This window comes from Desulfovibrio sp. (genome assembly GCF_035644575.1).
Lineage (GTDB): Bacteria > Desulfobacterota > Desulfovibrionia > Desulfovibrionales > Desulfovibrionaceae > Desulfovibrio.
In genome coordinates this window covers 1-13,387 of sequence record NZ_DASQOG010000032.1, presented here as the reverse complement: position 1 = coordinate 13,387, position 13,387 = coordinate 1, and the positions used below count along the sequence as shown (strand labels likewise).

At 60.8% G+C, this 13,387-nt stretch carries 11 protein-coding genes and 1 pseudogene; 5 read left to right on the top strand and 7 right to left on the bottom strand.

All coding sequences use genetic code 11. The annotated features are described in order from the left end of the window. Positions 1-1,541 (bottom strand): VCBS repeat-containing protein (locus VEZ52_RS01375; RefSeq protein ID WP_324835211.1); only part of this gene is annotated, 1,541 nt, incomplete at its 3' end. A 218-nt stretch (positions 1,542-1,759) separates the two neighbouring features. Between VEZ52_RS01375 and VEZ52_RS01370 the strand changes: the two genes are divergently transcribed. Further along, positions 1,760-3,151 carry an RsmB/NOP family class I SAM-dependent RNA methyltransferase gene (locus tag VEZ52_RS01370; RefSeq protein ID WP_324835210.1) on the top strand — a complete coding sequence of 464 codons (1,392 nt, stop codon included), beginning with the start codon at positions 1,760-1,762 and terminating at the stop codon, positions 3,149-3,151. Positions 3,152-3,202: 51 nt separating this feature from the next. Here VEZ52_RS01370 and hypF read toward each other — a convergent pair whose 3' ends face one another. Then, positions 3,203-5,704, bottom strand: coding sequence for a carbamoyltransferase HypF (gene hypF, locus VEZ52_RS01365; RefSeq protein ID WP_324835209.1), 2,502 nt, complete (start codon positions 5,702-5,704; stop codon positions 3,203-3,205). A 176-nt stretch (positions 5,705-5,880) separates the two neighbouring features. Between hypF and VEZ52_RS01360 the strand changes: the two genes are divergently transcribed. From VEZ52_RS01360 to VEZ52_RS01345, 4 genes are all read left to right on the top strand, one after another. Next, the gene (locus tag VEZ52_RS01360; protein WP_240825337.1) at positions 5,881-6,450 is read left to right on the top strand and encodes a helix-turn-helix domain-containing protein; all 570 of its coding nucleotides are present in this window, start codon (positions 5,881-5,883) and stop codon (positions 6,448-6,450) included. Between the two features lie 105 nt (positions 6,451-6,555). Then, positions 6,556-8,235, top strand: a complete 1,680-nt coding sequence (locus tag VEZ52_RS01355) for an AMP-binding protein (RefSeq protein WP_324835208.1) — start codon at positions 6,556-6,558, stop codon at positions 8,233-8,235. 357 nt (positions 8,236-8,592) lie between these two features. After that, the gene (gene sppA, locus VEZ52_RS01350; protein WP_324835207.1) at positions 8,593-9,657 is read left to right on the top strand and encodes a signal peptide peptidase SppA; all 1,065 of its coding nucleotides are present in this window, start codon (positions 8,593-8,595) and stop codon (positions 9,655-9,657) included. Positions 9,658-9,828: 171 nt separating this feature from the next. Continuing rightward, positions 9,829-10,320: a hypothetical protein gene (locus VEZ52_RS01345; protein ID WP_192112589.1), complete on the top strand. Its 492-nt coding sequence runs from the start codon at positions 9,829-9,831 to the stop codon at positions 10,318-10,320. A gap of 84 nt (positions 10,321-10,404) precedes the next feature. Here the strand turns inward: VEZ52_RS01345 and VEZ52_RS14605 are convergent, their stop codons facing one another. From VEZ52_RS14605 to VEZ52_RS01325, 5 genes and pseudogenes are all read right to left on the bottom strand, one after another. Beyond that, positions 10,405-10,644 carry a diguanylate cyclase domain-containing protein gene (locus VEZ52_RS14605; RefSeq protein ID WP_366005851.1) on the bottom strand — a complete coding sequence of 80 codons (240 nt, stop codon included), beginning with the start codon at positions 10,642-10,644 and terminating at the stop codon, positions 10,405-10,407. After that, entirely contained in the window at positions 10,569-11,012 is a 444-nt protein-coding gene (locus VEZ52_RS01340; protein WP_324835206.1) for a diguanylate cyclase domain-containing protein, read from the bottom strand. Before VEZ52_RS01340 ends, VEZ52_RS14605 begins: the two co-directional genes overlap by 76 nt. A gap of 190 nt (positions 11,013-11,202) precedes the next feature. Continuing rightward, a complete protein-coding gene (locus tag VEZ52_RS01335) occupies positions 11,203-11,547 on the bottom strand; it encodes a hypothetical protein (protein WP_297146660.1) in 345 nt (114 codons plus the stop codon). Continuing rightward, a complete protein-coding gene (locus tag VEZ52_RS01330; protein ID WP_324835205.1) occupies positions 11,544-12,989 on the bottom strand; it encodes a hypothetical protein in 1,446 nt (481 codons plus the stop codon). The genes VEZ52_RS01335 and VEZ52_RS01330 overlap by 4 nt, the downstream gene beginning before the upstream one ends. A 13-nt stretch (positions 12,990-13,002) precedes the next feature. Further along, a pseudogene (locus VEZ52_RS01325) lies at positions 13,003-13,387 on the bottom strand (hypothetical protein); the annotation flags it as partial.

The window sequence follows — 13,387 nt, the reverse complement described above, 5'->3', positions numbered from 1 at the left end:
AGATCAAGGATGCCATCGTTGTTCACGTCAGCCAGGTCGATTTCTGCCACAGAACCACGGATGCGGCGGGTCTTCCACTTGAGGCCAAGGCCCACGCCGTCCCAGTACAGGGCATGAACTTCGCCCTGGGGGAAGAAACGGTAACGGTCAAAGAACTGCGCCGCAGTGGAAATGGGCTTGTTGACCAGCAGCGTGTAGTCGCCGGTATTGCCGATGTCGGCAGCGATGAGGCGCATGGGGGCGTAGTACTTGCTGGGCAACTGATAGTTCTTGTCAACGCCAAGGCCCGGCATGCCCTTGTAGTGATCCATGCCCGTGGCAGAGCCGGAGTAGCGTTCCATGGTGGTGTGGATCAGGCTGTTGCTGTGGCCCTGGAAGAGCTTGATGCGCTCGTCGTCGGTCAGCATGACCAGCTGTTCACCCTTGCCGTTCTTGCCGGCGGGCAGCCACACGCAGTTGAACACGGTGGCGCCGGTGGGCAGGTCAAGACGGGTGCCAAGGGTATACTTGCCGTCCTGCTTGGTCATGATGCGTACGCCGGGGGCAAAGAGCTTGAGCGAATCCCAACCCTGACCCACAAGAGTGGGGCTGTAGGTGGGGGGCACGCGCATGACGCTCACATAGTAAGGAATGCGGTCGGCAATGGTGGTAAACTTGTTGCCCTTGAAGCTGTAAATGAAGGAGTAAGGGCGGTTGCTCGATTCTTCGGTGGTGGTCACAACAAGGGCCATGCTGCGGTCGCGGTTGATATCTATGGCGCGCATGGAGAAGTTGTTGTTGGAACGCGAAACCACGGTTTCGCCAATCAGCCTGAGCTGACCATTGGCAGGCCAGCTGTAGATACGCAGATCGTGATCGCTCAGAATGGCGATTTCGTTCTTGCCATCGCCGTTAAAGTCGCCCACGGCCATGTCGACCATGTTGTAACCCAGACGCTGGGTGCGCAGGCGGGAGCCGTCTTCAGCGCCAGCGCCCTGATAGCGGAACTGCGGGTTCAGGTACACCTGCTGCTGACCGGTTTCGTTGGTGACGATGTCGCCATTGGCGGTTGCGCCACGCGGAGAACCAGAGGCGGTGGAGCCGGGGGTGCGCATTGCGGAGGAAATACCAAAAACTTCCATGCTCATGGCCGAGGTCAGGTTTTGCACAGAAGTGGTCAGTTCGCTCACAGGAGCCTGGGCAGTTTTGCTCCAGGTTTTGCCTGCCTTGTCCACGCTGTTCATAACAACGGTGCAGTCGTTGCCCATGACGCTCACCGAGCCCCAGATGGCATTGTCTGCACCCGAAGAGCGGAGCGCCTGCTGGGCTTCTGCCTGGCTGGCGGCCTTGTTTTGTCCCGTACGGGCTTCAAGCACGCCAGGGCGGTCAAGGCGTCCCTGAATGGTAGCCTGTACAGCCTTGGAAAGGTAAGCGTAGCTCTGGGGGGCATTGACCACAAAGGGCAATACCACAGCGCTTTTAGCGGCGGCGCTGGCAGCGCCCGCAGCAACGGCGACGAGCATCAGGCAGACCGAAAAAGTCAGTCGCATGGCGAATTTCATTCCATTCTCCTTGAGTATTCACGCAAATACCCGGTAAAGTACGGCCACGGGCCGTTGTGGCGGTCAACCGGTACCGACTGTCAAATGCAGCCCGGCACGTCCGCACTGGCGCACTATACGCACACTTGCAGCGCCGTGCAAGACGCAAGGAGCCTGCGGAGCGCGCCGCAACAGATAAATTCCTTGCGGGAAGGGCGTACTGTCAATAATATGCCGCCATGCCGAAAACTCTTATCCGTTCTTTCCGCCTGGTATGCGCCCCGGAGCAGGTGCCCGCAGTGGAGGCCCTGCTGCGCGCCCAGGGGTATGATTTTGAGCCGGAACCTTTTTCTCCCCTGTGCCGCCGCCTTGTGGCCGAGCCGCGCCCGCTTGGCGGTTCGCTGGCCGCATTTTTCGGCTACATTTATATACAGGACCGTTCGTCCATGTTGCCTCCGCTGGCGCTGGCTCCCGCTGCAGGCAGCGCCGTGCTCGACATGTGCGCAAGCCCTGGCAGCAAAACCGGCTTTTTGGCCCAGCTTGTGGGGCGCAATGGTTTTGTGCTCGGCAACGAGCCTTCGCCCACGCGCCTCGGCACCCTGCGGGCCAATCTGCACCAGCTTAATCTGATACAGGCCGCCACCTGCTCCTACAGCGGGGATGCCCTGCCTTTACGCCCCGGCTCGTGGGACGCCATACTGCTTGATCCTCCCTGTTCCGGCTGGGGAACCGCAGAAAAACACCCGCAGGTGCTCAAGCTTTGGCAGGGCGACAAGCTCGACAATCTCACCGGGCTGCAACGCCGTCTGCTGCGTCACGCCGCCTCGCTGCTGCGCCCCGGCGGGCGGCTGGTGTATTCCACCTGTACGACCAATGTGGATGAAAACGAGGCGCAGGTGCGCTTTGCCGAGCAGGAGCTGGGGCTGGAGCGCGAACATCTTGATCCCATCCCCGGTTTTGTGTGGGAGGAACTGCCCGGCGGCGAAGGCACCTTGCGCGTGGACGGTGCACGCTCGCAGGCTCAGGGATTTTATGTGGCCCTTTTCCGCAAACCGGGCCATGCGGATGCGGCGGCTCTGCCCTTTGAAAGCAACGTGTCTGAGCCGCAAGAAACCGTTTTTGAAGCGTCTGCTAACGTTCCCTCCGGGATGCAGAGCGCGGGCCAGCGCAATGGACGGCGTATCGGGCGTAATCGCGGTGATGGCCCAGCGGGAAAGCCCGTTGAACGTCCTTCGGGCAGTCCGCTGCCGCCGGAAAGCCTCGTGGGTGCCACCTGCAACCCTGACCTGCTGCCCCCGGGGCGGGCGGTGCTGTACGGCGAGCATGTGCGTTTTGTGCCGCCTCAGGCCACGGCTCTTTTGCCCCCCGGTTGCGTATGGCAGGGTTCATTGCTGGGCAAGCTCTGCGGCGGAACGCTGGATGCAGCGCCGCGTCTGCGCGTGCTCATGCAGTCGCCGCCGGATGCCGCCTCCAGTCTGGTGCTGGACGATGTGGCCGATATTGCGGCCCTGTTGAGCGGACAAAGCCGCCAGACAGGTCTGAACGGACGCGAAGCAGGCCTGTGGTGGCGTGATCTGCCTCTGGGACGCATTGTCCTCAAGCAGGGCAGGGCCATAGCCGGATTCAAATAGGCGCGGATAGTATCGGTCGATAGCTTCCTGCGTTTCCCGTCCTGTTTGCAATCAGAGTTTCGCCCTTGCCAGCATCCGCCTGCCCCACACGGCCTGCCCGAGGGAAAGCCCGCCGTCACCTGGCGGCAGTTCATGGTGGGTGAGGGCTGTGAGGCCCTGCTCCGCCAGCGCCAGCGGCAGCAGCCGCGCCAGCGTGGCATTCTGCAATACGCCGCCGGTGAGGCCCACACAATTCACGCCAAGTTTGCGGGCGGCACGGCCCGCCATGCCTGCCAGCGCCCGCGCAAGGCTGAGGTGAAAGCGCGCCGCAGCTTCTGTGGCGTCCATGCCTTGCGCCTGCGCCTGCGCAACGTGGGCAAACAGGCCCGCGCTGTCCATTTCCAGCAAATCTTGCTGAAGCGCAATACCAACGGGCCAGACCAGTGCGGCCACGTCCTTGTCGCGCGCCTTGCCCTCCAGCGCCGCGCGCACGTGCTCAGGGGCGCGATTGGCGGCATCTTCAAGGCGGATGGCGGCCTGGCCCTCGTAACTTGTATCAAGGCACAGCCCCAATTGCGCGGCCACCGCATCAAAGAGGCGTCCGCAACTGGACGTGGCCGGGCAGTTGATGTCGCGCCGCAGCATTTCTGCAACAGCGGCTGCCGCCTGCGCCTGCTCCGGCAGCCAGGGGGTGTGCAGTGACGGAAGAGGAATTTCCGCCTGCTCGCACAGATTGCGCAGGGCCAGCGCAATGCGCCAGGGTTGGCGCACCGCCGCATCTCCGCCCGGCAGGGCGAAGGGGGCCAGACGGCCCACCCTGTGCCACTGGGCCTGTTCAAGCTCCATGAACAGGAGCTCTCCGCCCCAGACTGTGCCATCGTCGCCAAGGCCCGTGCCGTCAAGGCAAAGGGTCAGGGCCGGGCCGTAGTGGCTGTTTTCTGCCAAAACGGCAGCTGCGTGGGCAGCGTGGTGCTGCAAGCGCCACAGGGGCAGGCCTTCGCGCTTAGCGCGGGCCTCGGCATAGCGGGTGGAAAGAAAATCGGGGTGCGCATCGCACACCAGAGCCTCGGGCCGCACCTCCAGCAGCTTTTCCAGATGCGCGGCCACCTCCTCATAAAAACTCAGGGTGGCGGGATTCTCCAGGTCACCGATGTGCTGTCCCACAAAGGCTTCGGCCCCGCGCGTCAGGCAGATGGTGGCCTTGAGTTCCGCCCCGGTTCCCAGCACGCAAGGAGCGTTTTGCCCCGCCTTGGGCAGAAAAACCGGGCGGGGCACATAGCCCCGGGCGCGGCGGTAGAACAGCGGTTCCGCAAGCTGGCTTGCAGGCGCAGACATGCCGTGCGCATCCGTACCGGGCAGGCTCGGCTGGAGCGTCACCACGCTGTCGTCAACGCGCACCAGAATATCCCGGTCATGCAGCAGCCATGCGTCCGCCAGATGGGCAAGCCGGGCCAGAGCCTCGCGGTTGCCAAGGCAAATGGGTTCGCCCCCGGCGTTGGCCGAGGTCATGACCAGCACGGGCGGCAAAGCCGTGCATTCTGCGAGACGGCTAAAAAGTACGGCATGCAGGGGCGTGTACGCCAGCATGATGCCGATCTTGCCAGTATCAGGGGCAACCTCGTGCGGCAAACAGGCGGCATCATCCTGTGTGGTTGCACCCTGCTGCCGCGTGCTGCGGCGGGGGCAGAGAACAACGGGTTTTTCCGGGCTTTGCAGCAGGGCCTCGTGTTCCGGCGTAAGGTCGCACAGGGCGCGGGCGGTTGCCAGATCGCCAACCATGAGGGCCAGTGGCTTGTGCGGGCGTGTTTTGCGCCGCCGCAGCTCTTGTAGACTTTGGGCATTGCGCGCATCGCAGGCCAGTTGAAAGCCTCCCAGACCTTTGAGCGCCAGAATCCCGCCGTGGAGCAGGGTCTTCACAGCCTTTTCCAGAGCCTGCTGCTGATTTTCTGCGGTTGGCGCGGTGTTTCCCTTGCTGGCCGCCGCCGTATCCACAAACCACAAGCGCGGCCCGCACGTTGGGCAGGCCACGGGCTGGGCATGAAAGCGCCTGTCTGCCGGGTCGGCGTATTCCGCGCTGCACCGGGGACAGAGTGGAAAACAGCTCATGGACGTGACGGCGCGGTCGTAGGGAATGGAGCGCGTGATGGTGTAGCGCGGCCCGCAGTTGGTGCAGTTGGTAAAGGCGTACTGGTAGCGCGGATTGGCCGGATCGCGCATGTCTGCAAGGCAGTCGGCGCATACGCCCATATCCGGGCTTACAAGCACGCTGTGCGCTGCCTGCCCTGAGCTGGGAACAATACGGAAGGCTGTTTCATCCGCCACAGCGGGCAGGTCGTGTTCGTCCACGTTGGTCAGCCGTGCCAGCGGCGGCAGTTCGGCGCGCAGGCGGCGGCCAAAGCGCTGCACTTCTGCTTCAGCGCCCTGCATTTCCATACGCACGCCTTGAGAAGTATTGCCCACAGTGCCTGTAAGCCCGCCCTCGGCTGCAAGGCGGTAGACAAAGGGGCGAAAACCCACGCCCTGCACCTGCCCGGAGGCCACAAAGGCCCTTCTGACCAACGGTTGTTTGCTCATGCTTTTCAGCATAGCGCAAAGAGCAAAATGTGTCAGCAGGGGGATTGTATGACCGCTCAACAGCGCATGTTTGCTTGCGAGCGCACGGGCTTTTCGGTATTTAGTGGGTTGCTTGCCGCCACGTCATCCTGCCAGAGCGGCATCCAACCCGGCATATCCGGCAATCAGGAGCGTCTATGCCCCCCGTGCGTACCATTGGTTCCCGCATCCGTGGATTTCGCGAAGAACGCGAAGTTGACCTGCAAACTCTTTCCCAGAATACGGGCCTTACGGAAGACTATCTTGAAAAGCTGGAGTCAGACGCCATCTATCCCTGCATCGGCCCCCTGCAAAAGGTGGCCCGCGCTCTTGGCGTGCGCCTTGGCACTTTTCTGGACGACCAGTTTTCGCGCGACCCGGTGGTGAGCAGCATCAATGGCGAGGCCGAGGCCGATGAAGCGCTGCACACGGGGCGCGTCCCCCGCCCCAGTTATACCTATCATGCGCTGGCCAAGGGCAAGAACGACCGCAACATGGAACCCTTCCATATCCGCATTTTTCCCGAGAGCGGTGAACGCAAGACCACCTCGCACCAGGGCGAGGAATTTATCTGCGTGCTCAAGGGCGAACTGCTTGTGGTCTATGGCCGCGAAACCCGCGTGCTCAAGCCCGGCGAAACAATTTACTACAATTCCATTGTGCCGCATTACGTGGGCGCGGCTGGCGACGAGCCTGTGGAATTTCTGGCTGTGACATACAATCCCTAGGGCATGTTCACTTTCTGTTGGTCTGTCAGGGCGCTATTCAAAGCCCTTGGGCCGCACACTGCGTAACAGCGGCGCACCAGCCGCAACACGCCTTTGGGAGGATGCATGGAAGAAAAAGTTCGTGAGCGTCAGGCGCAGTTTGAACTGCGCGAATGGACGTTGGGGCAGGTGCTTGACCACACAGTGGCGCGCTTTCCCGATAATGAAGCATTGGTATACCCTGACCGCAACTATCGACAGACCTGGAGCGAATTTGGCGCTCTGGTGGACGATTTTGCCAAGGGGTTGATGGCTCTTGGCGTGCAGAAGGGTGAAAAGGTCGCGGTATGGGCCACCAACGTGCCGTACTGGGTTGCGCTGCAATTCGCCACGGCAAAAATCGGCGCCATACTGATTACGGTAAACACCAATTACCGTGAACACGAGTTGCGCTATCTGCTCACCCACTCCGAGTGCGAGAATATTTTTCTTATCGACAGCGTGCGTGACCACGACTATCTGGACACGCTCTACCGCATCGCGCCGGAGCTGCGTTTGCAGTCGCGCGACAGGCTTGCGTGCAAGAACCTGCCGCATCTCAAGCGCGTGTGCTTTCTGGGGGCGGAAAAGCACCGGGGCATGTATTCCGTACCGGAAATCCTCTCCCTTTCCGTCATGGTGGACGAGGCGGAATACGCCGCCCGGCAGGCCCAGCTCCAACCGTGGGATGTCATCAACATGCAGTACACCTCGGGCACCACGGGCTTTCCGCGCGGGGTCATGCTGACCCACGTGGGCGTGGGCCTGAACGGATACTGGATTGGCCGCCACCAGAATTTCGGCCCGGAAGACAGGGTCTGTCTGCCTGTGCCGCTGTTCCACTGCTTTGGCTGTGTGCTGGGTGTATCCGCCGCAGTGAACCACGGCGCGACTATGGTTATTCTTGAGTCATTCAACGCGCTCAAGGTGCTGGCTGCGCTCGACAGCGAACACTGCACTGCCGTGTACGGCGTGCCCACCATGTTTCTGGCCGAGCTGGAACATCCGCTGTTCAAACGCTTTGACCTTTCGCACATGCGCACCGGCATCATGGCCGGTTCCGTCTGCCCCGAGCCGCTCATGCGCCGAGTGGTGGACGACATGAACATGAAGGAAATCACCATCTGCTACGGCCTTACGGAAGCCTCGCCGGTGATGACCCAGTCAGATATTCATGATCCCCTGTCGCTGCGCTGCGAAACCGTGGGCTGCGCCATGCCCGGCATCGAAGTGCGCGTGGGCGACCCCGACACCTGCGAAGAACTGCCGCGTGGCGAGGTTGGCGAAATCCTCTGTCGTGGCTACAATGTCATGAAGGGCTACTACAATATGCCCGATGATACGGCCAAGGCCATCAGCCCCGAGGGCTGGTTGCATTCCGGCGATCTGGGCGTTATGGACGAAAACGGCTACCTGCGCGTGACGGGCCGCATCAAGGATATGATTATCCGTGGCGGAGAAAACATCTATCCGCGTGAGGTTGAAGAGTTCCTTATGGGCATGCCCGGTATTCTGGACGTGCAGGTTGTGGCTGTTCCCAGCCGCAAGTATGGCGAAGAGGTCGCGGCCTTCATCATCCCCCGCCCCGGTGTGGAAATTCTGCCGGAAGACGTGCGCGATTTTTGTCGCGGCAAGGTGTCGTGGTACAAGATACCCAAGTACATCAAAACAATAACAGGGTTCCCGCTCACTGCCAGCGGCAAGATCCAGAAGTTCAAACTGCGCGAAATGGCCGCAGAATTCTGGCCTGAACCCATGCAACGCTGAGAATAAAAGGCGCGCCCTGCACCTTGCGGGGCGCGCCAGTGCAACAGATCATCAGGCTGTGCCTGAAAAGTGAAGGCTCCTCTGGGCAGCCATGCGCGCCATGAACCAGACAAATAGTTTGCCGCCGCCGCACGAATCTGCGCGGATAATCGCGCTCTGCGCCAGTCTCCGGTCTCTGCCGTCAGCCCCACCGTGTGCCCAGCCCCTTGCCATAAAATATTTCTCAAGCCATTGAACAGGCCATGCGCCCATCCCCGCCGATAGCGCCGCCAGCCTGCGAATTTTCCCATCATCGGGCCAAGGCCCATCACAACTACAATCAGGTCAAAAAGCGTTATGAGCAATCAGGAATTTTCATTGAATACAGATCAACCCTTGTCCATGTCTGCCACCAGCGAAGCTGGTCATACTGAAGCCACGTCCGCTGCCATTCCTGCGGCTACGCCCGCGTCTTCGTCCGCTGCGTCATCCGCATCGCCGTCTGGGGGGCAGTCCTGCGCCTGCCCACTGGCGCAGGTACCGGCAACCGTATGGAAGGATCTGCTGCGCCGTCCGTTCCGCAAGCGGCATCCGGTCGTCTTTTGGGGGCTTATACTGCTTTTGCTGGCAGGTGTCGGCGTGTTTGGCGCTGCCCTTGGCAGCAACGGCCTCATGAGCGGTCAGCGCATAGCCCTTGTGTCTGTTTCCGGCCCCATCATGGACCCGGAACCTGCCCTTGAGTGGATACGCAAGGTGGAGCGCGATCCCATGATCGCCGGCGTACTGCTGCGCGTGGATTCGCCTGGCGGCGGCGCTGCGGCATCGCAGGAAATTTATAGCGCCGTGCGCGAGCTGGCCCGCAAAAAGCCTGTGGTTGTCAGCATGGGTTCCCTGGCTGCTTCGGGCGGGCTGATGGTCAGCATGGCGGGGTCGCGCGTGTTTGCCAATGCCTCCACTGTGACAGGTTCCATTGGCGTTCGAATGGATATTCCGCAGTTGCAGGGTCTTATGGGTAAAATCGGGGTGGGGCAAGAGACCATAACCACAGCACCCTACAAAGACGCAGGCTCCTACATGCGCCCGCTGAGCACCGAACAGCGCGACTATTTTAAAAAAGTGCTGGATGACATGCATCAGCAGTTTGTGGATATCGTGGCCGATGGGCGGCATATGGAGCATGCCCGCGCCGCCGCGCTTGCCAGCGGCAAAATTTTTACCGGGCGTGAGGCCGTGCAGCTTGGACTGGTGGACGAACTGGGCGGGCAGCAAACGGCTTTGGCCTGGCTCTCGGAGCAGTGCGGCGTACCAGCGGAGCGCAAGCTTGTGACCCGGCCCAAGGAAGGCAACTGGCTGCCGCGCAGCCTCAAAACCATGCTTGGGGTTGATCTAAGCGCGCTGGGCAGCCTTTCTTCCAGCAGCCCGGTGTTTCTTTATCAATTTTAAGGGGGCAGGTTACAGATATTGCCAGCGCCAATGCGTTCTGACAATAATAGTTAATAAAACTCTGTTGTTATGAGTATTGCGGGCGGCTGTTCTAGACAGCCGTCCTTCCTTGTGCGATACTTCCGCCCGAAAAATACCGCGCATTGCGCGGACATTTCAAGGAGCTTGTCCATGAAATATGCGCTGTTGGGTTCATTGATGGCCTGTGTGCTGTTGGCGGGCCTGTGCGGGGCGGCTGCCGCTGCGGAAAAAAAATTTAACCATTTCAGCATAGACTTGCCCGCCAAGTGCTCGGCAACAGAAAAAGAAAGCATTGTAACCGTTTCCTGCGGGCAGGATTCATTCTTTTCCATTGGTATTTTTACAAAGGCGGAAACCGGCAATATGACGCCCAAGCAGTTTGCCGAAAAGCAGTCGGCCAGGCTTAAAGGCACTGCGCCTTCAAAGGCTGACGACGGCGGCGGCTGGACGTTCCAGGCTATGTCCGGCAGGGTCATGACCCATGCGGATGTGTCCACTGAAGGCGATCTGACCCTGCTGTTTATCAGCGATGTGAGCGACACTGACTGGCCGGATGCCCTGCAGAAGGCGTATGATTCCCTGCGCGGAGCCGATGATCGTGCGGATGCCCTGATCCAGAAATCACTTTTTGAGCGGGAATAAGCCCGCGCCAGACGCGCTTTTAATCAAGCTTTCCTTAATCGCAAAGCCCCGCCGGATAATCCAGCGGGGCTTTGTTTTGCGCTGTTAATCGCTCTCAGCAATACTGCACGCGGCTGAGGCGACCTTGTTGCGCCCGCTGTTTTTAGCTGTGTACAGGGCTTTGCCCGCAACTCTGATGAGCTTTTGGCAGGCCGTGTGACCAGACAGGGCGCTGGCTGCATCGAGCGGCGCAACGTCTATGCTGATGGTCACATGCCCAAGGGCGCTTTGGCAGTGGGGGATACGTTGCGCGCTGATGGCTTCGCGCACGCGTTCGGCAACCATTGTGGAGCTTTTTTGCCTGTTTGGGGCATGATGATGGCGAATTCTTCGCCGTCGTAGCGGAACAGTTCATCACCTGGCCTGAAAAGCGCGGCGCTCATGGTTTTTGCCGCACGGGCAAGGCAGTCGTCCCCGGTAAGGTGCCCATAGGCGTCGGTGTACAGCTTGAATTTGTCCACACCTTCAACAAAGGGAATGCCCGCTTCAAGAATGTGGGCGCGCATCAGTGCGTTGGTGGGCTTGTTCACAATAATGGGGTACTGCGCGTTGACAGCCAGCAGTTGCCCATCCCTGTTGATGATGCAAAGCGCCATGAAATCGTGCGCAAACACCTCCTCAAAAATGGGTGCGAGATCTCCGCGTACGTCCACAGAGCCTATGCTGTGTTCTTCACCTTCAAAGCCGAGAAGTGTGCCGCAGACACTGTGCAGAGGTCTTATGCTCAGGCTGGTACGAACAAAAAAATATGAGAACCATAATTCTTTGGCGTAACGACGCAAGCGCGGAATACCTCTGTGCAAGATGATGAAATTAAGGCAGGCAGGGCAAAATTCAAATAAATCAATGACCGGAGTAATCCAGGACATTGTTCAGCGGAGCACTGTGGCTTTCAATACGCCCGTGGTTGAAGGCATGGCGATAAAGCCGCCAGCCCTCCATATCAAGCACATCGAGCTTTCCCTTATGTTCGGGGCACAGGTGCTCCCCAAACACAGCCAGTACTTCATCCACGGGAAAGTACATGCCTTCAAAAGAAATGCGGGCCATGTCGCCGTCACGCTCAAGAACAGGCACGTCATCTTCATCCGGCATTGTATCGGCGCAGGCCTGTTGCAGAGCCGAGTAAAAATCATCGTTTACAGGATACACATGCCCGTAAACCTTGAGCAGGGGGGATCGACTCATGGCCTTGCCGTCGTGTCGTCAGCCTTGGCTGGCACTTGGGGGGTGACGGCATCAGCCGCGGGCTGGCCTCCCTCTTGCCTTGGAGATGTAAGGCACATCTGCTGCCCACGGGCGGCAGCAAGGCCATCGCAGTCGCCCAGAGCGCAGGCGGCACCCAGATCATCGCACATGCCCGGTTCGTTGCTGCGCAGCATGCGCAACGCGCCGCGCGCCCGCAAAAGCCGGACTTTGTCCGAAGTGTTGGGAAAAGCATTCGTTGTAGCTTCCAGCGCCGCGCTCAGGTCATCTTCGGCAAGAGCCAGTTGCTGCAAGCGCCAGTGGGCCAGTGCGCGGATGTACCGCGCGCGCCCAAGATCTGGGGCAAGCTCCAGTGCGGCAGTACAGGAAGCGATACTGCGCTGCGGCATGCCTGCCTGCAAAAGAGCCTCACCCAGGAGTAGCTGGGCAGCGGCGCTTTGCGGCAGATTGACGGCAGCTTTTTCAAGGGCTGCCAGAGAGTCTGCCGAGGTCAGCCAGCCCTCGGGCGAAAGGCGTAAGGTATCCAGAGCCGTAATGGCGGCGGCAAGGGTGTCTGCCAGGGCGTCAGCTTTCTGCCTCGCCTGCTGCTGCGCCGCCTCTCGTGCAAGGCCCTCGTGGGTCGGCATGGGGGGGTGCTGGGTCAACTGCCCCGGCGGTGTCACCTTGGCAATATACCACGTACCGCCAGAACCGGGGGCTGCATCGCCGGAGCCGCCTGCTCCGGGCAGGGCATCGGCAGCGGTGACCTCCTGAGCGACCTGCTGGGCGTTTGCCGTTGCGGCCATCAGGTCTGCCAGCAGCAAACGCCGCACTTTCAGGGCATCAGGATTGCGTAGCAGCCGCAGCAATGTTTCCGCCGCATCTGGCCGGGCCAGCAAGGTGACTGTGATGCTTTGCGCGCCGGAATCCCCGCCAGCGGCAGCATGGTCAACTTCTGTCAGCGGGGTGTACAGTTCTGCGGCCAGCGCCGTGTATTCGTTGAAGTCGGTTATGCCCATGCGGATGTCGCGTCTGTTGGGCAGGGCTGCTGCGGCAGTGTGCAGGGCATCCAGAAGGGCCGCGGCTTCCGCGCACAGCCTTTGGGCATGCGGAGGCAGTGGAGCGGCGGGGCAGTGCGCGCTGCGAAGGACGGGCGATGGCAGGGGGAGGGGGCCTGGTCTGGAAGCAGATGGGCCGTTTTCCAAAGGCGAGAGCGGATCAGGCGCGGGAGAAGAGGGGCTGGCCCTTTCGGCTGGGTTGTTGTCAGCCGCATTGCCGTGGGTACCCTTGCCCGCAGTTGCTGGTTTGTCAGCGGCAGAGACTGCCGCCGGAGGGCCGGGCGTATGTTCTGCTGCGTATGCCGCACCGCCGGTCAGCAAGACCGGCGGCAGGGCAAAAGTTCCCAGCAGAGCCGCCAGGAGCAAGCTGGAAAACAATGTACGCAAGGCCCGCATGGGCTTATTTTTTTGCCTCGATGGTCTGGACAATCTTGTGCGCCATGGGCTTGACCAGGTCGCGCAGAGTTTCCAGCATCAGGTTGTCGGCAGCGCTGCCGGAGGGCAGGCCGGTACGCGACTGCGAAGCGTTGAGCGATTCACGCAGGATGCGAGCCTGCCGGTTGGCAAGCACGTAGTTTGCGCGCAGCGATGTGGACATGTCGGTGGTGGACGTTTCGCGGATGTTGGCTTCATCGACCTGGCCAGTGACCATAAAGTCGGGGTTGCCCTTGCGCGCTTCGTTCACGCTGATGGAATAGGAAACCTGCATGCCGTTGCGCGCAAGTTCATCGGCCAGAGCCTTGCTGATCCACTGGGCGACATTGTCGGTGGTGACAAACGCGCTG